The sequence below is a fragment of the Paenibacillus sp. FSL L8-0470 genome (assembly GCF_038008625.1).
Classification (GTDB): Bacteria; Bacillota; Bacilli; order Paenibacillales; family Paenibacillaceae; genus Paenibacillus_AQ.
The window spans coordinates 2695282-2716966 of sequence record NZ_JBBOZM010000001.1 but is presented as its reverse complement, the minus strand read 5'-3'; the positions used below and the strand labels follow the sequence as shown (position 1 = coordinate 2716966).

At 52.5% G+C, this 21685-nt stretch carries 22 protein-coding genes and 1 tRNA gene; 5 read left to right on the top strand and 18 right to left on the bottom strand.

Annotated elements, in window-relative coordinates:
* Positions 1-44: 44 nt before the first annotated feature.
* From NST99_RS12235 to NST99_RS12215, 5 genes are all read right to left on the bottom strand, one after another.
* On the bottom strand, positions 45-467 hold the full coding sequence (locus NST99_RS12235) for a hypothetical protein (protein ID WP_341091936.1): 423 nt from the start codon (positions 465-467) through the stop codon (positions 45-47).
* A complete protein-coding gene (locus NST99_RS12230) occupies positions 464-667 on the bottom strand; it encodes a helix-turn-helix transcriptional regulator (RefSeq protein WP_038589712.1) in 204 nt (67 codons plus the stop codon). Before NST99_RS12230 ends, NST99_RS12235 begins: the two co-directional genes overlap by 4 nt.
* A 162-nt stretch (positions 668-829) precedes the next feature.
* The gene (locus NST99_RS12225; RefSeq protein ID WP_341091934.1) at positions 830-1696 is read right to left on the bottom strand and encodes an alpha/beta fold hydrolase; all 867 of its coding nucleotides are present in this window, start codon (positions 1694-1696) and stop codon (positions 830-832) included.
* Positions 1693-2289: a TetR/AcrR family transcriptional regulator gene (locus NST99_RS12220; RefSeq protein ID WP_341091932.1), complete on the bottom strand. Its 597-nt coding sequence runs from the start codon at positions 2287-2289 to the stop codon at positions 1693-1695. Before NST99_RS12220 ends, NST99_RS12225 begins: the two co-directional genes overlap by 4 nt.
* A 273-nt stretch (positions 2290-2562) precedes the next feature.
* A tRNA-Leu gene (locus tag NST99_RS12215) sits at positions 2563-2646 on the bottom strand.
* Positions 2647-2825: 179 nt separating this feature from the next.
* Between NST99_RS12215 and NST99_RS12210 the strand changes: the two genes are divergently transcribed.
* On the top strand, positions 2826-3281 hold the full coding sequence (locus NST99_RS12210; protein ID WP_341091931.1) for a hypothetical protein: 456 nt from the start codon (positions 2826-2828) through the stop codon (positions 3279-3281).
* 76 nt (positions 3282-3357) lie between these two features.
* On the opposite strand, the gene NST99_RS12205 is transcribed toward NST99_RS12210, so the two are convergent.
* The 3 genes from NST99_RS12205 to NST99_RS12195 form a co-directional block, all read right to left on the bottom strand.
* Entirely contained in the window at positions 3358-3576 is a 219-nt protein-coding gene (locus NST99_RS12205; RefSeq protein WP_076112335.1) for a hypothetical protein, read from the bottom strand.
* Positions 3577-3713: 137 nt separating this feature from the next.
* A complete protein-coding gene (locus NST99_RS12200; protein WP_038589706.1) occupies positions 3714-4031 on the bottom strand; it encodes a hypothetical protein in 318 nt (105 codons plus the stop codon).
* A 105-nt stretch (positions 4032-4136) separates the two neighbouring features.
* A complete protein-coding gene (locus NST99_RS12195; RefSeq protein ID WP_038589705.1) occupies positions 4137-4709 on the bottom strand; it encodes a xanthine phosphoribosyltransferase in 573 nt (190 codons plus the stop codon).
* Between the two features lie 180 nt (positions 4710-4889).
* Between NST99_RS12195 and NST99_RS12190 the strand changes: the two genes are divergently transcribed.
* Positions 4890-6011 carry a YkvI family membrane protein gene (locus tag NST99_RS12190; protein WP_341091927.1) on the top strand — a complete coding sequence of 374 codons (1122 nt, stop codon included), beginning with the start codon at positions 4890-4892 and terminating at the stop codon, positions 6009-6011.
* A gap of 138 nt (positions 6012-6149) precedes the next feature.
* Here NST99_RS12190 and NST99_RS12185 read toward each other — a convergent pair whose 3' ends face one another.
* From NST99_RS12185 to NST99_RS12175, 3 genes are read right to left on the bottom strand one after another with little or no spacing between them, the layout of a single operon-like run.
* Positions 6150-9494: an AAA family ATPase gene (locus NST99_RS12185; RefSeq protein ID WP_341091925.1), complete on the bottom strand. Its 3345-nt coding sequence runs from the start codon at positions 9492-9494 to the stop codon at positions 6150-6152.
* Positions 9491-10942 (bottom strand): metallophosphoesterase family protein, encoded by a 1452-nt coding sequence (locus tag NST99_RS12180; RefSeq protein WP_341091923.1) that lies wholly within the window; start codon positions 10940-10942, stop codon positions 9491-9493. Before NST99_RS12180 ends, NST99_RS12185 begins: the two co-directional genes overlap by 4 nt.
* Complete coding sequence (locus NST99_RS12175; RefSeq protein WP_341091921.1) at positions 10893-12029, bottom strand: glycosyltransferase family 4 protein; 1137 nt, start codon at positions 12027-12029, stop codon at positions 10893-10895. The genes NST99_RS12180 and NST99_RS12175 overlap by 50 nt, the downstream gene beginning before the upstream one ends.
* Positions 12030-12213: 184 nt before the next feature.
* Here NST99_RS12175 and NST99_RS12170 point away from each other — a divergent pair, with 184 nt between their 5' ends.
* Together NST99_RS12170 and NST99_RS12165 are read left to right on the top strand one after the other, a co-directional pair.
* Positions 12214-13608 carry an RsmB/NOP family class I SAM-dependent RNA methyltransferase gene (locus NST99_RS12170; protein ID WP_341091919.1) on the top strand — a complete coding sequence of 465 codons (1395 nt, stop codon included), beginning with the start codon at positions 12214-12216 and terminating at the stop codon, positions 13606-13608.
* Positions 13609-13721: 113 nt separating this feature from the next.
* The gene (locus NST99_RS12165; RefSeq protein ID WP_218642532.1) at positions 13722-13811 is read left to right on the top strand and encodes a YjcZ family sporulation protein; all 90 of its coding nucleotides are present in this window, start codon (positions 13722-13724) and stop codon (positions 13809-13811) included.
* Positions 13812-14035: 224 nt separating this feature from the next.
* Here the strand turns inward: NST99_RS12165 and NST99_RS12160 are convergent, their stop codons facing one another.
* From NST99_RS12160 to NST99_RS12135, 6 genes are all read right to left on the bottom strand, one after another.
* On the bottom strand, positions 14036-14836 hold the full coding sequence (locus NST99_RS12160) for a Cof-type HAD-IIB family hydrolase (protein ID WP_341091916.1): 801 nt from the start codon (positions 14834-14836) through the stop codon (positions 14036-14038).
* A gap of 114 nt (positions 14837-14950) precedes the next feature.
* The gene (locus NST99_RS12155) at positions 14951-15715 is read right to left on the bottom strand and encodes a pseudouridine synthase (protein ID WP_341091913.1); all 765 of its coding nucleotides are present in this window, start codon (positions 15713-15715) and stop codon (positions 14951-14953) included.
* A gap of 3 nt (positions 15716-15718) precedes the next feature.
* On the bottom strand, positions 15719-17242 hold the full coding sequence (locus tag NST99_RS12150) for an RsmB/NOP family class I SAM-dependent RNA methyltransferase (protein WP_341091912.1): 1524 nt from the start codon (positions 17240-17242) through the stop codon (positions 15719-15721).
* A gap of 98 nt (positions 17243-17340) precedes the next feature.
* Positions 17341-17820: a DUF309 domain-containing protein gene (locus tag NST99_RS12145; protein ID WP_341091909.1), complete on the bottom strand. Its 480-nt coding sequence runs from the start codon at positions 17818-17820 to the stop codon at positions 17341-17343.
* Positions 17786-18598 carry a GTP pyrophosphokinase gene (locus NST99_RS12140; protein ID WP_341091908.1) on the bottom strand — a complete coding sequence of 271 codons (813 nt, stop codon included), beginning with the start codon at positions 18596-18598 and terminating at the stop codon, positions 17786-17788. Before NST99_RS12140 ends, NST99_RS12145 begins: the two co-directional genes overlap by 35 nt.
* 28 nt (positions 18599-18626) lie before the next feature.
* Entirely contained in the window at positions 18627-19721 is a 1095-nt protein-coding gene (locus NST99_RS12135) for a quinone-dependent dihydroorotate dehydrogenase (protein WP_341091906.1), read from the bottom strand.
* Between the two features lie 210 nt (positions 19722-19931).
* On the opposite strand from NST99_RS12135, the gene NST99_RS12130 reads away from it, so the two are divergent.
* Entirely contained in the window at positions 19932-20069 is a 138-nt protein-coding gene (locus tag NST99_RS12130) for a hypothetical protein (RefSeq protein ID WP_341091905.1), read from the top strand.
* Here NST99_RS12130 and NST99_RS12125 read toward each other — a convergent pair.
* A complete protein-coding gene (locus tag NST99_RS12125; protein WP_341091903.1) occupies positions 20066-21532 on the bottom strand; it encodes a L,D-transpeptidase in 1467 nt (488 codons plus the stop codon). The genes NST99_RS12130 and NST99_RS12125 overlap by 4 nt on opposite strands.
* Positions 21533-21685 lie beyond the last annotated feature (153 nt).

Sequence of the window (21685 nt, the reverse complement as noted above, 5' to 3'; positions counted from 1 at the left end):
CCAGTGTTAAGTAACTCCTTGTATTCCCGCTTCTCCCATATAGGCTACATCTGTTTGCTGTATTTAATCGTGTAGAAGAGCTGCGTAAAATAGCCAAATAAATAAAGGCCAATGGTGGTCAACACCACCCATAGAGAAATCCCTGCAAAGATAAACAGAAACGGCAGTGCAATCATAACCATAAACATAATATCGAAGGCTTTGGCCTTGGCTTTCATCCGGATAGCTGTATTGCGTTCGTCGCGGAAATCAATCACAGCCTGCTTTTTGAGCTTGGGATGCTTCCGGTAATACCCTTGAACGATAAGATTAGCGGCACTCATACTGAACAGCCCCGAGCCTATCCCCACACATATTCCGGCAAGCTTTTCTGTACTTTCATCAATCACCAGAAGGCCGACCACAGTCAAAATACCTCCAAGCAGCAGCAGAATAGTAAACAGCCAAACTGTCTTGTTCATTTTCATTCCGATTCCTCCTCATAGATAAAAATATCTTCAATGGCCAGCTTGAAATAGCGGGCAATTTTAAAGGCTAGAATAATGGACGGATTATATCTCCCATTTTCGAGCGAACCAATGGTCTGCCGCGAAACTTCTAATGCCTCGGCAAGCTCCTCTTGCTTAATCCCCCGCTCCTTGCGAAGCTGCTCCAGTCTGTTTTCCATGCTTTCACCTCACTCATTACGGAAAGTTAACTTTCCATAATAATAACATTCACCTTTTCCAATGTAAAGTACACTTTCCATTTGCTTATAAGCTCTATTAAATATAAAAAAGGCCCTTGACGGCATCACAGCCAAATCAAGAGCCTGCCAATACGGGCAGAACTATTCAAAAAAATTCTCTATTTCCTTAACTATAGTTTCAAGGTTTCTGTTGTTTTGAAAATGGCTTGCATTTTCCAGGACAACAATTTTTTGCAGATGGTTAAAAATCTTTTTCGACCTTGGAACAACCTGTTCAGCAGGGAAAAATATATCTTGATCAGCGACAATTAGTAAGGAAGGTGCGGTGTACGCCATCAATTCTTCCTTGGTAGCATACTTGGGAAATACCGTTTCCAACCGGACATAATCATATATGTATTGTATCTGCAACAACAAATCCTCATGGATTTCATCATCGAACATTGCTGCACAAGCCTTGTACAAATTTTTATCGGTAGAAATAACTTTATATATAGCAAGCGGAATGAGTATCTTCCTCATCATGCCGAGCATTTTACCTCCCGCAATACCTGAAGGTACAAGAAATACTGCTTTTTCAATACGCTCAGGTGCGTAGGCAGCCAAACGTATAAGTATTCCGCCTCCGTACGAGGGTCCAATAAATTTCGCCTTCGTTAGACCCAGACCATCCATAAGATCACAAACCCACTCAGCGTATTCATTTGTTTTGGGATTGAGCCGGATTTCAGCACTTTTGCCCGGATGTCCGATGGTATCTGGTGCATAAATACGATAGATCTTCGACAGAGGTTCAAACCACTTAAGCGTTATTGGATTGACTACATTTCCTCCGTGAAAGCAGATTAAGGGTGGTGCTGTTTCATCACCCCCGACTAAAATATGGGTTTTGCCAAATCGCGTATCCACGTATCGGCTCTCAAATTTCGTATCCAGCCGGGATTGCAGCTTGTCATAGATGCGAAGTATTTTTTCTTTACCCAAGGGACTTTTATAGATTGACTTCATCGCTCCACCCTCCCTTCAAAAATCCTCTCCGCAAGACTTTCGATAAAGAAATGCACCACTTCTTCATGATGCTCTCCGCTAATCTCATTTTTATGAAGTACCGTGAAAAATATCGCCCTCATCGCAGAGGATACAAAACCTATATCACATTCAACCTCAAGGTACTTTAAGAGCATTGAGATTTCGTCCTCGTCATCCGATAGATGTTCTTTAACAGTTTCTTCCGGCAGCTTTTGGATCAGAAGCTCGTAATCACCGTTTTGAAGATTTAGAATCCACGGGTTTTTCTGGACCTCTTTAAACATTTGCATAAGACCTTGGATAAAACTCTGCTTTGGGGGCTCATTAGAGGTTTTTAATGCTTCAAGCATTGCATTCTTTATACGTTTATCAACGCTTTTAAGAACATCGAAAAAAAGCAGTTCTTTTGATGGATAAAATAAATAAAATGCACCTTTTGAAATACCCGCCATTCTGACAAGCTCGTCCACGCTGGTTTTTTTAATTCCATACTTTCCCCAGCATATCTCAGCCTTGCTTAGGAGCCTTTCCTGTATCATTTCCTTTTCTTTATCGCTAAATTTCTTCGCCATGCCGCCTCCTTAATACTATATGACCGTTTTTGATTTTATAGTCATAAAATAACATTTTTATTCCTTGAAATCAATAGGCATCCGGGAGAAAAGGCAATTAACGCCGGCGACACGTTCAATTCGCCTAAATATACTAAACCAGACAAGTGGAAACAGCTCTTCCGTCCTCAAAAGGAAGGTATCCGTTTCAGCGAGTATAGCGTGAAGCATATAATTCCTTATATTTCAAAAGAAAAAACCCTTCCTAAGAAGGGTTTTCTTTGTAAAGCACGATGCGGTCAAGAGGACTCGAACCTCCACGATATTGCTACCACTGGCACCTGAAGCCAGCGCGTCTGCCAATTCCGCCATGACCGCATATTATGATGACTCGCTTTCGCGGTCACAAGATAGATCATATCATACTGAGAAATCAGTGTCAATCTTTTTTGACTTTTCGTTGGTTTCATTAATTTTTGGTTAAATATTGCTTTTATTGATGAATAAGAGGTATAATAAGAACAAGGGTTCGCATAATATAAATGAGGTGATTTATAATGGCGACTACCAAGAGAAGTACACTAATCACACCAGCTATTCCTGAAGATATAACCAAAGACGAATTGTCCCTTGTCAGAAGCTATCTGCTGCTAACGTTTATTCATAAAGTATTTGAACGGGATTGCCGGGTGATCGGCAAGAGTGGTCTGTTTAAGACGCCACAGCTTTACATGGAACTGGTCTCCAGTGCAACCAAGAAGACCTCGCTAATGCTGCAAGAGGTAACCCGTGAGCTGGCTTCACATCATTTGAAGATCACCACCATCCGCCAGGATCAGCGAGGCGTTGAAGCACAGTATGCCTGCCGCGGTTATGTGGGAGAGATCAACATCCTGTGGCCTGGATTCCGCAATGAAATGATGCTGCGTATGCGCGCTTATCTCGGATTAAATCCCGAGCTCGCCGTTCTCCCTAAGGAAGAAAGCGTCGAACAGATGGCTATGTCCATCTAATAGCATAATGAAGTATATAAATAATAATGACAGCCCTTATCCATAACCGGACAAGGGCTGTCATGCTGTGAGTTGCTTATATATTGTCCGGATCTTGTCTAGGCTCCGAGAAAGGCTGATACACGTAATTACGGTCAAGCTTCACTACCCGCTTATTGGGACGGCGCACCATCACCTGTGACTCGTCCCAGGCCAATACAATACCCTTGACGTCATTGCTCTCCAACGCATCACGTACGACACGTATTTTCTCTCCGGATATCCGGTACGCATCCAGCTGTTCATCACTGATCATGTGGTAATACTCCCCTCTCTCCGTTAGTTAGCTTGTCCATTGTCTCCCGCAATTCACTCATGAAAAAGGCCCGAATGATAAATCATCTGGGCCTCAGTTCCTTACTAGAAAGCAACTCTGTATGTCTTATGAAGATACTATATCAGCGCTTCATTCTTCTCAAACCAGAAATCAAGAACTTTAGCGGACATCACACGTTCTTCCAGATATTCAACCTGATGATCACTGAAGTTCTGTTTCCAGTTGAAATCCAGTTCTTTACACAAACCTGTGATTGTCAAAAGTTCCGACCAGGCTACATAACGTTTGTACCAGAAAAATTGAGGATGTTCAATCATATAGGGATACAGATCGTCGAACTCCGTGTGTTTACAATCCAGCGCACGCTCGAAATGATCCTTGGCCTCGGATAATTTATCTATAAAGAATTGCTCTGTCACCGGTTCTTTCCCCATTGTGACGCCTCCTCTCCTATGTCTAATATTTATTATAAAGGAAAAGTCATAGGGTGAAAAGCAGATGTTTTAAAAATAGGCTATACACCTATTAATTGCCACTGTTTAGTCACCAAAGACTATTGTTCCTTCACTTAGAGACATAATTCTGACCAGCGACTCCAGACGGATGCCCTGTTCCCGGATGGTGCGGGCTCCTGCCTGAAAGCTTTTTTCCACCACTACGCCCAGTCCAACCAGCTCGGCCCCTGAACGCTGGATGATCTTGATCAGTCCGCGCGCAGCATCACCATTGGCGATAATATCATCAATAAAAAGAATCTTATCATCCGGGGAGATATACTGGCGGGACAACATAATATCAGTAACGATTCCCTTGGTGAACGATGGTACTCTTTCGCATAAAGCATCGGGATCGGCGAGCAATGTTTTTTTGCGGCGGGCAAATACAAGCGGCACCTTCATTTCATAAGCGGTGGCAAATGCCACGGCAATACCCGAGGACTCCACGGTAACTACCCGCGTAACTCCGGCGTCCGCAAATCTCCCGGCAAACTCCCGTCCCATTTCCATCGTCAGCATGGGATCCACCTGATGGTTGAGCAGACCGTCCAATTTCAGCACCTGATCCGAAACGACGACCCCTTCCTGCAAAATCCGCTGTTTCAATACTTCCATAACTTTGAACCTCCATTACCCTTTATAATTCCAGACGTTCCACTCTAATACACCCATTTGCCATTAGGCGGAAGTCATGTCCTTCTGTTCCTCATCATAACCTGTACTATATGGACTGCACAAGGCAATCCTGCGGGCGGTGCCCATTTTTTATATTCATAGCATTGAAGGAGGCGAGCCATGAAATCCCATGTCCGCACGTTGCAAATCGCTTTCACTTATATTGGCACCATTGTAGGCGCCGGATTTGCCACCGGCCAGGAAATCCTAAGGTTTTTCACCCGGTACGGCCACTGGGCGGTATTAACCATTCTGCTCGCGACGGTGCTCTTTATTTGGCTGGGCACCAAAATGATGGTGATTGCCCGGCGCATCGAAGCCGATTCTTATGAAGACTTTAACCGCCATCTCTTCGGCGAGCGGGTTGGCAGCAGCATCAGCCTCTTTACCTTGATCGTTCTCGTCGCAGTCAACAGCATCATGCTGGCAGGGGCAGGGGCAATATTTCAGGAGAATCTGGGATTGCCGTTCCAGGCAGGTCTGTTGATTACAATATTCGGCTCATACTTTTTACTGAAACGCGGAATTTCCGGTATCCTGCAAATCAACAGTGTTGTCGTCCCCTTAATGCTTACTTTGTCGTTAATCATCATTTCCAATACGCTCGGTGTGCCGGGAGCAGGGCGCTTTCTGTTTCTTGAAACCGACCGCAGCATCTTCGGAGCATGGATGTCGCCACTGCTCTATACCGCCTTCAACCTCGGGATGGCCCAAGCCGTGCTTGTTCCGCTGGCCCGCCATACCGATGATGAAAAATCCCTGGTGCGGGGCGGCATCCTCGGCGGGACAGGGATCGGGTTCATGCTGCTGGCCGCTCATTTTGCCATGAGCTCGCAAATGCCTGGCATCCTGCAGTTTGAAATCCCTATGGGCAGCATCGCCTTCCGGCTAGGCCCCCTTGTGCAGAGCATTTATCTGCTGCTGATCTTTCTGGAGATCTTCAGCACTTTTGTAGCCAACATCTATGGAGTCGGAGTACAGCTTAAGCAGCATCTGCCCATTGCCCCGTCCCTCGTCACTCCCCTGCTGATGCTGATCTGTTATTTATTCAGCCAATTTGGCTTCAGCTCACTATTGGGAGTTTTCTACCCTATATTCGGTGCCTTGGCGCTAGTCTGGGTTATTATGCTGCTGCGCGCGCCTATGTCTCCTCCGCCCCCGATAGCTGACCCTTCCGGCCCGGAAGGCAAAGCCATCACTATTGTAGCTGTCAAACCGGTAATTCGGATCACACGGAAATAACAGCTGGAAGGATGAAGCAACTGTTCCCTCCGGATGAATCCACTTCAGCGAGAAATAGAAGGATAATTTATATCGTGAAGCATAATATCTTTTAATTTAAAGATCCTTACGGCCGCTTGGTTCGCAGCCGTACAGCTTCTATACAGAGATCACAGCGGCTGCTGGTATCAAACGTGCAGCCGCTTCGGCTACATGCCGGTGGCAGGTCATCATGACAATCTGCCGGGAAACCGACAATTCACCGATCAGTGCCAGTGCCGCATGCAGGCGGCGTTCATCAAAGTTGACGAACAGGTCATCGAAGAGCAGCGGCAGGCTGGCCTGGCGGGTCATCGTCTCTGCCAAAGCCAGGCGGATAGCCAGATACAGCTGCTCCGCCGTTCCCCGGCTGAGCAGTCCGCTGTCCAGAAGGCCGGCATCCTTATGCTCCGCCTTCAACTCCTTGTGCCCAAGCGTCATCACGATTCTCAGGTATTCGCCTTCCGTCAGCTTGTTGAAATACACCGAAGCCAGCTGCAGTACCTGCGGCTGCTTCTCCTGCTCGTAGATGCGGCGCGTCCTCCCCATCAGTTCGGCAGCCAAGGCTGATACAGCATACTGTCCGGCCAGAATCTTCAGCGCCGCCCGCTGCTCCTCCAATTGCTGGAGCACTGTGTCTTCCATACAGCGCTCCTTCAAATACTCGCGCTCCTGCAGCAGCTTGCCCCGGTGCTGAAGCAGCGCGTTACGTTCTTCCTCAATACTTGCCGCAGTATCCTCCGCTGCGGACCGTTCCCGCTCCAGCGCAGCAGCATCATGATGCTCCAGCAGCTTCTGCAGTTCGGCCGCTTCCCCATCCTCCCATCCGCCGAACATGGCCAGCTCCCACTGGCGGATCGATCTGGTCAGCTCCAGACGCCGCAACACGGCTGACGAACGGCGCAGAAATTCCTCGCCGTCCGCAGCACCGCCCTCCTGCAGCAATCTGCCGCTGCGCTCATTCAATACCTCAAGCGCTTGACGGCCCCCGGCAAGCTCTGCCTGTACTTCATGCAGCCGCTCTTGGGCAGCTTCCCGGCGGAGCAGTTCCGTCTTGAGCTGGTCCCAATCCCGCTTCCTGATCTCCAGCCAGCTCAGCAAGGTGAGCGCGGCAGTTCCAGCGGCAGGTTCCAATAATGGCAGAACCTGTGTATTCCCTGTACTTGCAGTATCGTTCAGGGATAAAATTTCAGAATTTACGGATGGCAACAAACCCGAGGGACCTGCTGATTTTGCTGCAGCGTTGTCGGCGGCAGCTGACGACAGTTCGCCCTCCGTTGCTGCCTCATGCCATAAATTCAGGCATTCTTGTTCATAAACAGCACACTCTTCTTGCAGCTCCTTAAGCCGTGCCGCCAGTTTGCTCTCCTGGCGCAGCAGCTCGTTCCCCTGCTCCACTCTGGCGAATATATCCGGCAGCCCTTCGGGCGACAAGCCTTCCGGCAATCTGTGCTGGCGCAGCCATGTTTCATAGCTCTCATCCAGCTGGGTAAATTCAGCCTCAGCACGGTCCATCTCTTCGGCCAGCGCCCGCTCCTGCCCGGAGAGCGTCTCTACCTCTGTCAGGCAGGTGTCCCGCTCGCCAGCCAGCCGTTCCACACGCTGCCGCCAGGCATTCCAGGCTTCCATGAGCCTGCGAAGCTCCTTCATGCCAGCCTCCAGCCCGCTTGCTTCAGGGCTGGGCGCTGCCGCCGGCCTGCGGCCCGGCCGGCTCAAAGCACTCTCCGGCTCCGCACCGGAGAGCAGCAGCCCGCGCAGCCGCAGCATTTCCGCTGCGGCCACGCTCCCGTCCCCGCCATGCTCCAGCGGGGACGTTTCCGGTCTGCGCGCGGCGCGCAGACCGGCCCACAGAGCCAGGTCCGCGGCGGCCAGCAGGCCGAGCGCGGTCCAGGCGCTGACCGGCGGCGCACCGGTCAGGTACAGCGCGGCCGGCAGCAGCAGCGTTAGCGCTGCGCCTGCCGCAAGCAAGCGCCGGTACAGCGCAGCCCGGCGCTCTCCCGCGCCGGAGCCGCCACCGGCGCCGGGGCCGCGCAGCGGCCCTGCCCCGCCGAGCTGCGCTTCGCGCCAGCGCTCGGCGGCCTGCTGCAGCTCGTCCCACAGCTGCAGCACTTCACGCGGGCTGCGCGGGGCGAGGCCCGCGAAGTCCGCGGCGCCGCTTGCGTGCTCGCGCGCAAGCGAACGTTCCGCCGCCTGCAGCGCAGCGCCCGCGGCGGCGAGACGGGAGCGGAGGCTCTGCCGCTCCGCCTCACGCGCTTCCATCCGCCGGTCATACCCGGCGAAGGATGCCGCGAAGCGCCGTGCGGCTTCACGGTCCGCCGCCGCACCGGAGAAGTCCGCCAGCTCAGCCGGGCTCCAGCCTGCGCCAATCCCGCGCAGGATGCGCTCCAGATGCTCATGCAGCGCAGCAAGCTCGCCCGTGAGACGCTGCCGTTCCGCCCTCCGGTCCTCATAACTGGAACGCCGGCGGTCCAGACGCTCAAGTGCTGGTCCTTGAGCAATCAGCATCAGATCCGGCGGATGCTGGGCAAGCTCAGCGATAAGCTCCTGCTCCAGACGCTCCATGCGGAATACCGCTGCTTCGCTGCTGCGGATCTCCCCTTCAAGGGACTGCCAGCGAACTGCACCGTTCTCCGGAAAGACCTCAATCACCGGCAGCTCTGCCAGCTCCAGCCCCGCTTCCCGCCACTTCAGCCACAGCTCGCGGATGTCCTGCACCTTCCGCAGTTTGACCAGCATCTCCCCGGTGGAAGTCCGCAACTTTTCCAGCCCCGCCAGCTCCAGCTGCGCATTTTCCAAAGCAGCAGTATTCTCATTATACCGGGGAAGATAAGAACGGCTCTCAGCCATTTCACGTTCAAGCTTGTCGATGCTTTGCAGGATTTTGGCCGCATCCTGCACTTTCCCGCGCGGTTTATACAGCTTCTCGGCTTCCTGGATCAATCGCCGTTCGGCCCGCATAATTTCGCCGCCACCGCCCATCCCGGCATGGAACAGGTAGCTGCTCATCTCCTCGGACTGCAGTGCCCCAAGCTCCTGAAGCTCGTCCAGCGACACGGCAAACAGCTGCCGGAACATGCTTCTGGAAATGCCGCCGAGCAGACGCCGCTCCATTTCCGCTTGCCCCACTTCCTCGGACCGTCCATCCGGATAGCTGACGGTAATGTTCAGCTTTTCGCTGCGTCCCGCCGTCTCTCCACCTGCGGCATAACGGCGGATTCTCCATAGGCCTCCCTGCCCGTCATTCGCCGTCAGCATGCCGCCATGCAGACCACCCTGTGCGGGCTCATATCTTTCCGCCAGATTCACCCTGGTCGGGATCCCAAAAAGCATCGCCCGGATGAACTGCAGCGTAGTGCTTTTACCGGCCTCATTACGTCCAAACAGAACAGTTACGCCTTCCTGCAGCTCCAGTTCCCGGTTATGCAGACGCCCGAAGCCTCCGATCTGCACATGCTGTATCTTCATCCTGTACTCCCCCGCTCCTGCCGGTCGGTGGAATGCCCGGTCCCTTCGCTGGCTGTATCCGTTGCACCTGGCAGTCTGATGTCTGCTTTCTCCCCCTCAGCGGTCTCTTCCACCCCGCTAAGCAGTGTAATCCCCAGCTCTGACGCGCTTTTCAGCCAGCCCCGTTTCTCCTCTTCATCTGCCATGGACAGCAGTCTGCGGAGCTCCTGGTTCTCCATGAGCGGCTTCAATGCACTTCCAATCAGTTCATCCAGTCCTTCCGCCGTCTCCCCGCTGCGCCCCGACAGCCGCAGCATTTCACCCAGGAAGCTGTCCTCCTGCAGCAGCCGTTCCCGGTCTATCGCCAGACCTGTTTCCACCGAGAAACCCTCTGTCCACACGAGACCGGCATATTCTTTCCGCTCCGCACGTTTCGCCTCACGCCGCTGCAGCTCAGAGAGCAAATCATCCGCTGCACCCTTTTCTGCCAGTATCCTGTGCACGCCTCCCCTGCCTGTAAGCCGAAACCGCACAACCGACATCATTTGCGGAAGCTCATTCCTGATTTCCTCAACTGCCTGCTCGACAGCTTCAATCCATTTCACCTCATCCGCCAAGCCTTCAATGGAAATCTCCCTCACCTGCCAGCGGACGGAATCCAGTTCATGAAACTGGAGCGATGCAGCTCCTGCTTCATCCACATTCACCACATAACAACCTTTGGGTCCGGTCTCTTTAATGCTGCGGCCCTGGATATTGCCCGGATACACAATAGACGGGCGCTCATGCAGAATACTGCGTTTATGTATATGTCCCAGCGCCCAATAGTCAAATCCCCGGCTGATCAAATCCTTGCGGGTGCAGGGGGAATAGGTTTCGTGCTGAAGATCCCCATCCACGTTGCCATGCAGCAGCGCAATATGAAACAGGCTGCTTCCGGTCCTGCGGCTAAATTTCAAGGCTGTATTCTCCGTTACCTTTGCTGTTGGATAGGAAATTCCGCTGACCACAGCAGCTTCCTTCCCGTCGCTCCGGCGGCGGGCGATGGCCTGTCCCGGGTCTCCTGAACTGAATACAGTAACATGCTCCGGCGGTTCTGTTGCCAGACGCGGCCCATCGAGCGGATCATGGTTGCCATGAATCAGGAAGACCTGGATGCCATGCCTTCCCAATTCCTGCAGCGCTTCCTGAAACCGGAGCTGTCCCTGAAGCGAAGCATCGGAGACATCGTACACATCCCCGCTAATGACCACAAAATCAACTTCTTCATGAACGGCTACGTTAACAAGCCGCCCGAGGGCGGCGAAGGTAGACTCCCGTAAATAGGAGCGTATAGCCTGCGGAAGCTGCGCCAATCCGGCAAAACGGCTGTCTAGGTGGAGATCCGCGGCATGCAGGAAACGAAAAGGAATCATCTGCTCACCCTTTCGTTCCCGGCTGATATTGCAGATAGGTTTTTTTGAGCTCATTGGCCACCCGGGTCAGCGAATACAGGCTTTTTGCTTTATCCCAAGCCGAACGGGACAGCTCATAGCGGTAACCCGGATCGCTGATTACTTTTTCCAGCGCATCCGCCAATGCCACCTCATCGTCAGGATTGACCAGAAGTCCGTTTACCCCGTCCTCAATTTGTTCCGGAATCCCTCCCACATTCGTGCCGACAAGAGCCAGACAGCTAAGCGCCGCCTCCGCAAACACTGAGCCAAAGGCTTCCGCGCGTGAAGGGAGTACAAAAATATCAAAGAAAGGCATAAATTCTTCCGGGTGTAAAGTGTATCCGTAAAAAATCGTCTCATTATAGATGCCCAGATTCTGGGCTAATGACTCCAGCTCGCCGCGGCTGGGACCATCCCCAATGATGTGCAGCACGTACTCATGGCCCCGTTTGTTCAGCTCGGCACAAGCTTTAAACAACGTATCTATCCCTTTGGCCGGCACAAGCCGGGTTACGGTCACCAATTGCGGGATGATGTTGTCATGCGGAACAGGCTTGAATCTTTTCTCATCGAAGCCGTTTGGAATGATGCCTACGCTCGAAGGCTGGTCAATGTATGGCGCCAAATAATCGGCAAAAGAGCGTGAAACCGTCATCAGGCGGTCACTGACATGCTCCAGCTCACGGTATACCGAGACAAGAAATTGATGCTCCGGACCGCCTTCTTCAATGATTCCATTCAGAATCAGCTCACGTTCATAGCTGGAATGCAGGGTCTGGATCAGCGGGATTTCCGGATAGATCTTTTTCATTGCCAGACCGGCAATCGGATGATGGGCATGGATCAGATCATACTTTTTACTCATCCTCAGCTTCGTCCACCATAGGTAATCGCGGTAGGTCTGAATATATTTTTGTACAACCGGACTTTCGCCATACTTAGTCCAATCGAAGGTCTCAAATACAATCTCTTCGCGCCCCTTGCCGCGAATCCGTTTGGGCAACCAGAAGAGATCCATATCCCAGCGGCTGGAACGGAAACGTTCCTGGAGATAAGGAATCATTGAAGATACACCACCGGGCTGTTCCGGCGGGAAGAATAGCGCTTGCAGTAAGTTCATCTGGTACATCCCCTTTACAATTGCCCTGATTACGGTGAGACCCGGCAATTATGATATAGTAATAAATATGTACAATTACTGGTACGCTAAGGTCCCCTACCTTGATTTTATCGGTATCCACCTGAAACAGCAACCAAGAAGAACGCTTGAGCCTGAATTGATTTTGACAAGAGGAGAATGAATGATGACGGAAGAACAGCTGCCCGCCGCTTATACCACTGCCATGAGAGAAATGCTGGGGCAGGAGGCGGACACTTTTCTGCAAAGCTATACTTTGCTGCGGACCCAGGGTCTGCGATTCAACACTTTAAAAAGCCGGCTTGGAACCGGCATCCGCGCTGCCGAACATGCGGTTTCCTTATTCGGCCTTACACCGGTACCTTGGTGCCACTCAGGGTATTATTACGAACATCCCGCCCGGCCCGGACGACATCCCTACCATACCGCCGGACTATATTATATTCAGGAGCCCTCGGCAATGTCCGCGGCCGAGCTGCTGGGGCCGCTTCCCGGTGAGACGGTGCTTGATCTTGCCGCCGCTCCCGGCGGAAAGACGACACATATCGCCTCTCTAATGCAGGGACAAGGTCTGCTTGTGTCCAATGAGATCCATCCCGAGCGGGCCAAAATTCTGGCCGAAAACGTCGAACGCCACGGCATCTCCCACGCACTGGTGACCAGCGCAGCTCCAGGGGAGCTGTCACGGCGTTTCCCGCAGGTCTTCGACCGGATTATGCTGGATGCCCCCTGTTCTGGTGAAGGTATGTTCCGCAAAGATCCTGCTGCTGTAAGCGAATGGTCTCCGGGCCATGTCGAGATGTGTGCGGCAAGACAATGGGATATTTTGCAGGATGCCTATATCATGCTGAAACCGGGCGGCAGCCTGGCGTATTCGACCTGTACCTTCAACCGCAGCGAGAATGAAGATACCATCGCCCGGTTTATAGAGCACTATCCCGATATGGAGCTGATTGCCGAGAAACGCCTCTGGCCGCATCTGGAGAAAGGTGAAGGACATTTCGTCGCCCTGCTGCGCAAGGCACCTGCAGAAGAAACTGCGAATAGCCGCAGCAAACGGGGCAGCGGACGGGGCAAAAACAGCCCGCGAACAACCTCCTCCGTGCGCGATGCTTACCAGCAGTTTCTGGACTGGGCAGCGGAGCATCTGCCAGGATTCACCAGCCAGGGTGTACCTCTGCTCTTTGGAGAATCCTTGTACCTGCTCCCGGAGACATTTAACGATAGCCTGCATACCGGTCTGCTTGAAGGCCTCAAAATCCCGCGGGCCGGGCTGCATATGGCCCATCTGAAGAAAAACCGGATCGAACCGGCACATGCCCTGGCAATGTCTCTTCAGCCCAGTCAAGCTGCCCGAAGCTGGGACCTTGCGGCCGATAGTCATGAAATTCAAGCCTGGCTGCGCGGTGAGAGCCTGCCGGTTCCGGCTGAGCTGCACGGCTGGACACTGGTCACGGTTGACGGACTTCCTGTTGGCTGGGGCAAAGCCAGCTCCGGTCAACTGAAGAATCACCTGCCCAAAGGGCTGCGGATCCTAAAAGCCCATATTGACGAGCAATAGGCAACTGACCGGTTCGTGATGCCTCCCCCGGCATATGATGACATTATCCCAAAGACGCAGCAGCATAACTGCGCGGCATGGGAACTAGACATGAGTTAAGGGAGGAATCAGACATGGGTGCACATCCAGGCTTCACATCGACCGGTGCGATTTTGGTGCTCTTTATTTTACTTGTCATCATTTCCCGTTCGTTGTTTGTCTAATTCCGATCGAGCAGCAACGTACAGTGGTACCAAGCGGCCCGCCGTCCCTTTAAGGGGCGGTGCAGCCGCTTTTTTGCATTTCTAGTTCACGGCTGTTTATATCTAGCCAGACGTCAGCTACCAGAAAAAAAAGCATAAACCAGCGCCTCAGGGCACTAGTCTATGCTTTCACATTTATATTCTCACTTCACACTATTCCTACTTCATACTTATTTTCTCAAGCATTACGATAGGCAGTACTTCACCAGCGCGTCGCGGACCCCGCTGTCGTTGTTAGTTCCAGTAACCGCGTTTGCCGCTGCTTTGACCTCGAGTGGTGAATTGTCCATCGCAACACCCAGTCCAGCGTAGGTAAGCATTGAAATATCATTATAATAATTCCCGATGGATAAGACTTCCTCCTGAGGAATCCCAAGCTGCACAGCCAGATTCTTCAGCGCATTCCCCTTGGAAGCCTCAGGATGCATGAAGTCTACAAAAAACTCCCCGCTGCGCAAAATGTTGTACTGCTGCGTCCAAGTACCCCATTCACGTTGTGCTTCATCCAGAATGTCCGACTGGGTGAAAACCGTAAATTTTACAATCGGTTCACGAAAATCATCCCAGGCCGGCAGCGAAGCAGGCATAATCCGGAAGTGCTCGTACATAAAATTAGCCTCTTGGGTCAAATTCTCCACATTATCGACGTACATATCAAAAGCGGTATTAACATCGAAATGGATATCATGCTGCCGGCAATACTCAATGTAAGGGTCAAGTCCACGGGCATCCAGCCCAAATTGATGCAGCACTTTGCGGTCATTGACTCGGACAGTCGCCGCTCCGTTGTGGCCCAGCACATACCCCGACAGGCCCATTTCTTCCATAAATGGAATCGAGTTCTGCGGGCTGCGGCCTGTGCATAATACTATCTGGCCCCCCAGCCGCGTAACCTCAGCAATTGCCTCTTTATTCTCATCACTTAAGTGGTGATCATCATTCAACAGTGTTCCGTCTACATCCAGCGCAATCAGTTTGTATCTCATACCCCACCATCCTTGTCTGTCTTTTATATCTATATATGCAAGCTTACAAAACCCCCGTCAACTAAGACACGTACTTTAATTAAGCCGGTATTAAATCAGCAGCGGGGCTATATCTCATGTTTCCTGGCCGTCTGCACCGAGCAGACTCAGCTCTTCTGCCGTCAACTCCCGGCAAGCGCCCAATGGCAGGCTTTCGTCCAGCTTCAAATCCCCCATAGACACCCGCTTCAGAAACGTCACTTTTTTGCCAACCGCAATAAACATCCGCTTCACCTGATGGAATTTCCCTTCAGTAATGGTTAGGGAGATTTGTGAGGTGACATTGCTGCCGCGCTCCCTGCCAAGGATTCTCAGCTGTGCCGGGAGAGTCACATAACCATCTTCCAGCTCCACACCGGCGGCAAATGCAGCCACATCCGTTGCGTCTACTTCGCCCTCCACGACCGCCTCATACGTCTTCGGCACATGTTTTCGCGGGGATAGCAGCTCATGGGCGAGCTTGCCGTCATTGGTAAGCAGCAGTAGTCCAACCGTATCCTTGTCCAGTCTCCCGACCGGAAACGGCTCGAACTGCGCATACCCCGGCTTCAATAAATCAAGAACAGTCCGGTCCCGTTTGTCTTCTGTAGCAGACAAGACACCCGGGGGCTTGTTCATCATCAGATAGATATGCTCGCGGTACAGAATCGGCTCCCCATTGAGCTCTAACCTGTCAAGATAGGGGTCAACATGAAACCCGCTGTCCTTTACCACCATCCCATTAACAGTAATCAACCCCTGCTTCGCCTGCTTGCGGATGTCACTGCGGGAACCTGCGCCCATATGGGACAGCACTTTATCGATCCGTTGTTTCTTACCGTTATTTCCCGAAGCCCCCATGCCTTATGTCCACCTCCAGCCAGCCGGATATTCATTCTTCAGCATTCCGTCCTGCCACTTCGCCCAGCCTGCGCTGTACCCGTCGATACAGACCAGCACATACCCTTTGAGTGCACTGCCTGGCTTCACAGACAATCGTTCTGCCGGAATGGATAATGTTTCGCCCTTAAGATAGGAGACCGCTTCACCGCTGCTGCCGGACAGGGAAAGACTGCGGCAACTCTCCTCCGGGTGCAGGGCGGTAGCGAGCGGATGCCCGGGAATAAACCGGCCGCTGCGCACATGACCTACATACCAGCCTGGACGGATCGTCTTCAGTCCATTCAATGCTTCCTTCGGCAATGGCGAGATGTACAAATGTTCGCCGAACCATACGGGATATCCCGCAGGCTGCCAGCCGAGCTGCTCCTTGAAGAAATCGGCATAGGCGGCAAGCAGTGTCTCTTCTCCTATGCTTTGCTGTTCTCTGCCGGAGCCGTTGCCGGATTTGCCGAATGCACGGCCGCCTTTGCCACGTCCTCTTTCCGCTTTACCTCCAGCAGCTTTAGCTGAAGGTGATGCTTTGCCAGATTTGTTCCGCGCAGCGATCCCAAGCGCAATGTCCCGGTCTCCGCCTTCCTCTTCCGGAGCGAGGCTCCCATCATGGCGCAGCACGGCCATGAAATGCCCCTCGCCCTTGACCTTATGCGGCCACAGCCGGGCCGTCTCCGGCAATTCGCCGAACCCCGGCGCGAAAGAGCCTGTGCCGCCTGCAGGAACCGGTGAGAACCGGGGATGTGCGGCCAGAAAACCGGCTATCGTCCCCTCATTCTCTTCTACCGCAAACGTGCAGGTCGAATAGACTAATGTCCCGCCGGGCTTCAGCGCCGCAGCGGCAGAGACAAGAATGTCCCGCTGCATCGCCGCATATTTCTCCGGCGTTCCCGGCTCCCACTGCTTCACCATGTCTTCATCCTTGCGGAACATGCCTTCACCGGAGCATGGCGCGTCGATTAGAATCCGGTCAAAGAACCCGGGGAATGCTGCTGCGATCCGTTCGGGGCTTTCATTCAGTACAATGCCGTTGCGGACACCGTAAAGCTCCAAATTTTTAGCCAAAGCCTTGGTCCGCTCCGGATGAAGATCATTGCTAACCAGAAGACCTTCACCTTGCAGCTTAGCGGCGATCTGCGTAGATTTGCCGCCCGGTGCGGCACATAAATCCAGCACCCGGTCACCTGGCTGCACATCAAGCAGCTCTACAGGAGCCATTGCACTCGGCTCCTGAATGTAATACAGACCGGCATGGTAATACGGATGTTTACCGGGTCTGGCGCCTTCCCCAGTATAGAACCCGGCCGGACACCAGGGAATCGGCTCCAGCTCAAAAGGTGCCAGCGCCAGCAGGTCCTTCACCGATATTTTCAAGGTATTGGCGCGGATACCGCCATAAGGAGTTTCCTTGTAGGTCTCCGCAAACTGTTCATACTCTGTTCCCAACAGTTCTTTCATCCGCTGCGTGAACGAGCCGGGCAATTGTGCCGCCATGTTGCTTTCCTCCTGCTTGTTGTTTCTGAATGTAGGAATGAATAATTCAAGGAACACCCCGGTGGAGTGCTCCTTGTTGTCTTGCTGTATTTATTGCTTCATTTGCGGTGGGGTGAGTGAACCGGCCGCTGGGGCCCCCTGCGCTGCGGCAAGTTGGGTGTAATCCGGGCAGCTGCAATCTTTACAGCCTCTTCCAGACCGGGATCTGTAATTTCAAGGGTCAGATCATAATAGGGAAACGGCTGTTCATCATAGCCTTCCAGCTTGCGGACATATTCACCAGTCTCCTGTACAAGCTTCGCAAGATGAATTCCCAGCGTTTCATCCGGATACTTCTGCAGCACATTATGGGCCCCGCCCAGCATAATCCTCCCGCCGCGCACATTCCCGTTGCGAAAATGATACAACCCGACCGCTACCTGAAGAAATGCTTTGTACAGCGGATCACGGTCTTTGGCCAGCCACAGCTCTTCAAGCACCTCATGACATTCGAAATAATCTCTGTCTCTATTGAAATAGACCAGGTACGCCAGATACAGCGGTTCATAGACCATCCGGCAGACTGTCCTTCTTCGCATTAGAGAGCAGCTCACGCACATGGTCCAGCAATTCCTTCATCGCATCCATATCCTGAGCCTGCCAGATCACATTGAAACGTTCCTGGCTTTCAATCGCCTCGTTCACCAGATGATAGAAATACAATTGATGAATCGCCTTGAGCAATTGAGTCGTCATATTGGAATTTTCTTCGAAGGTTTTTTGAGCCTCCAGAATTTCTTCACGGATGCTGGACATTTCACTGTCCAGTATGGAAGCGGCCTCTGCTGCCGTCTTGAGCCGCACCCGCATTTCATCGGGCAGGCTTTCACGGTATTTATAGTTCAGCGAATGCTCGATGGTTGCCCAGAAATTCATCGCCAGTGTGCGGATCTGAATCTCGGCGAGCACAATCTTTTGCCCCAGAGCCGTCTGAACAGGATATTTAATAATCATATGGAAGCTGCGGTAGCCGCTTTCCTTGTAATTGGTGATGTAGTCCTTCTCGTAAAGCACTTCAAGATCCTTGCGGGCACGGATATACTCCGCCACTCTGCGGATATCCTCAACGAATTGGCACATGATGCGTATGCCGGCGATATCCTCAATGCCTGTCTCCAGATCTTCCATCTTCACATTCAGCCGCTTGGCCTTCTCCAGAATGCTGGACAGCCGCTTCACGCGTCCGGTTACGAACTCGATCGGCGTATATTCCTCTTTCTTCTTGAGCTCCGAGCGCATCGTCTTGAATTTAACCTTGAGTTCCTCCACAGTCTGTTCATATGGAAGCAAAAAAGTTCCCCAGTCCCTGCCGTCCATCGCCTTCGTCCTCCTGTCCATTCATCCTTCAGTGATGATCAGCGCCCACCGCTTCTAGGATATTACGGAATCCGTCCCGCCGCAGAAGCTGCCTAAGTCCGGCATGCAATCTGCGGTTAACCTCCGGTCCTTCATAGATGAGAGCTGTATAAATTTCAACCAGGCTGGCACCCGCCCGGATTTTGTCGTAAGCATCCTGGCTGGTAAAAATACCGCCTGAACCAATAATCGGCAGCTTGCCGCCGGTCTGGCGATAAATGCTGCGGATAATCTCTGTGGAACGGTCGCGCAGCGGTTTGCCGCTGAGGCCCCCTGTCTCTCCGGCTTTGTCACTCTTCAGCCCCTCACGGTTAAGTGTGGTGTTCGTAGCAATCACACCGTCCACACCGGCTTCAGAAAGTGTATGTACCATATATTCAAGCTCGGTGTCGCTGACATCGGGAGCAATCTTGACCAGCAGACTTTTGGCCATACCGCTTTTCTCACGCTGGAGTTCCATTTCCTCTTTCACTTGGGCCAGCAGGTTTGATAATTCACTGCCATGCTGGAGACTCCGCAAATCCGGTGTATTCGGAGAGCTGATATTAACCACAAAAAAATCACCGTACGGATAAAGCGTACGGATACACTGCCGGTAGTCCTCATGTGCTGATTCATTTGGGGTCACTTTATTGCGCCCGATATTGACCGCCACAGGAATTCTGCGTTTCTTCAGCACCTTCAGCCGCTGGGCCATGGCTTCTGCGCCTTCATTATTGAAGCCCATCCGGTTAATCAGTGCTTCGTCCGGAAGAAGACGGAATAACCGCGGGCTGTCATTGCCCGGTTGGCTCTTGGGCGTAACCGTACCCACTTCCATAAATCCGAAGCCAATTGACGAGAAGCCGCCCACCGCTTCAGCGTTCTTATCCAGGCCTGCTGCAAGACCCACCGGAGTAGGGAAATGCAGACCGAACAGGTCTACCGCAAGATCGGCTGTCTCTGGGACGCCGTACATCAAGCGCATGGCCGCACTGCCGCCCGGAACCAAGGCCCCTTTGTTCAAACCGCCTATGACGAGATGATGTGCCTTCTCCGGGTCCATTTTAAAGAAAATTGGTTTACCTAAATTTCGATACAGCACCGTTCTCGCTCCTTCAAGGGATAATACGTTATTTCCCGCGACTCCCCGTTTCTCTTGGTTTCTTCTTAATTTTATCCGTTTCGGGAAGAAAAGAAAAGTTTTTTGCCCAGGTGATGCCTGCGAGCGAAATGCAGAGTATAGTATTTTTCTTGCAAACGCATTACAATGTAAGGGTAATCACTGATCAAGAGAGAAAGAAGGATGACCCGTATGTCAACTAAACGCAAACCTCCTACACTCCAGCAGAAGAAAGAAGAAGTCAACCGCAAAGCAATTCTGTGGATTAGTGTAAGTCTGGCCTTGCTGGTTCTTCTTATTATTGTTCTATTTCTTGTAGCAGGTAATTAATTCAGCCAGTGGTAGACTTTGTGGGGGTTGGTCTGATTTTGAGGTGCTCCAGAGGGAAAGGCTTCCTCCGGATGCAGCAGCTCCTCAGGCAGAACCCCTTTAGTAATCTGGACCTTCGTTCCCATCGGTACCATGGCGAATAATTCCTCCACATCTTTGCGGTTCATCCGGATACATCCCAGCGATTCATCTTTGCCTATGCTGTCAGGCTCGTTTGTGCCGTGTATGGCATAGTTGCTGTCCGAAAGCTGCATCCCGCGGCTGCCGAATTCCCCGTTGTCATGGCCATTCGGATTGACCACCTTGTCTGTGATCGCAAAAGTCCCTTCAGGTGTTTTGTCGCCGCCGAGCCCAATCTCATAGTTCCGCAGAATTATCGAGCCGCTGGTCACTGCCAGGCGGTGTTTTTGTTTATCTACAATAATAGTCAGCGGTGCTGTAAAAAAGGGCATTTCCGCCGCTGCATCACGGCTTGCTTCAGGAGACTTGCTGCCCTGGCCAGCTGCAGGAATCCCTGTTGCCGTGGCAGTAGCCGGCTTGGCAGTAGCCGCCGGGGCCTGCGGGACTGCCGGGGAAGCTGCCGCACGCAGCGAGGCGAACTTTGCTTTCATCAGCGGAGTCGTCCCACCCAGCCAATTCCCCGGGAACGGCGCCTCCAGTTCTCCAAGGGATTTCGGCAGCACGCCCTTGCTGCTCTTGTAGGATCGCATGGCGCTCCACAGCACTGCCAGCTCCTCCTGGTCCTCTTGCCATCCTGCCGCCTGTTTCATCAGCTCTGCTGAATCCGGGGGCTGGCAGGCACAGACCGCCGAATTGTAGGATTGGTATACAATCCGACCTTCCTTACTCTTCTCCAGCTTTGCCTCGAGCGGCAGCTTCTTCTTCCATATAAGCCATTTGCCGGAGCGCTCCATTCGCAGGATCGCCGTTGAGCCGGTCGGCTGGCTGTTCTGCAGCAAGCCCGCCAGCGCTTTGCCAGGTCCGGCAGCATCCCCCGGCTGTGCCGTAAAGGATAGCTTCACCGGGGCAGGAGCAGGCTGTACTCCAGTCTCTGGCACGGCCGTTGCCGTAAGTTCCTCTGGTAAATCTGCCGGAGCTCCGCCGGCAATCTCTGGAGCCGAGTTGTCCGTTTCACCGGGACCGGGAAGGGTACCCGGCGCAGCTGCATCCGGCAGAAACACCAGCAGCAGCAGAACTAGTGTTAACAGAACACGGCGCATTCTCTGCTTGTTCTGGTGACGCTGCCGGGCAGCCTGGAGCAGGCCGTCTTCATATTCACGCAGCATTTCGGCCGGCACCTTGCTGTGCTCGAAAGCTTCGTATACTTCACCGGCCTGATTGAAGCAGTAATTCGCTTTGCCTTGCTGGCCGTTCTTATAGTATTCCTTACCAAGCAAGTACCATGCCATCTTGTTTTCAGGATGCAACTGAACATACGCCTTAAGATGCTGCGAGTTTTTCATCGGGGCCTCCGCGGGTTTGTGATTCTTTCCTTATATATATCGGTCAGTCCGTCAAAAAAAGACATCCCCCAACCGAATTTACGCCGGCGAAGAGATGTCTTTATGTAAATATAAGGTTCGCGCTGAGCGATCCTTATATCCTGTAGTCAACGA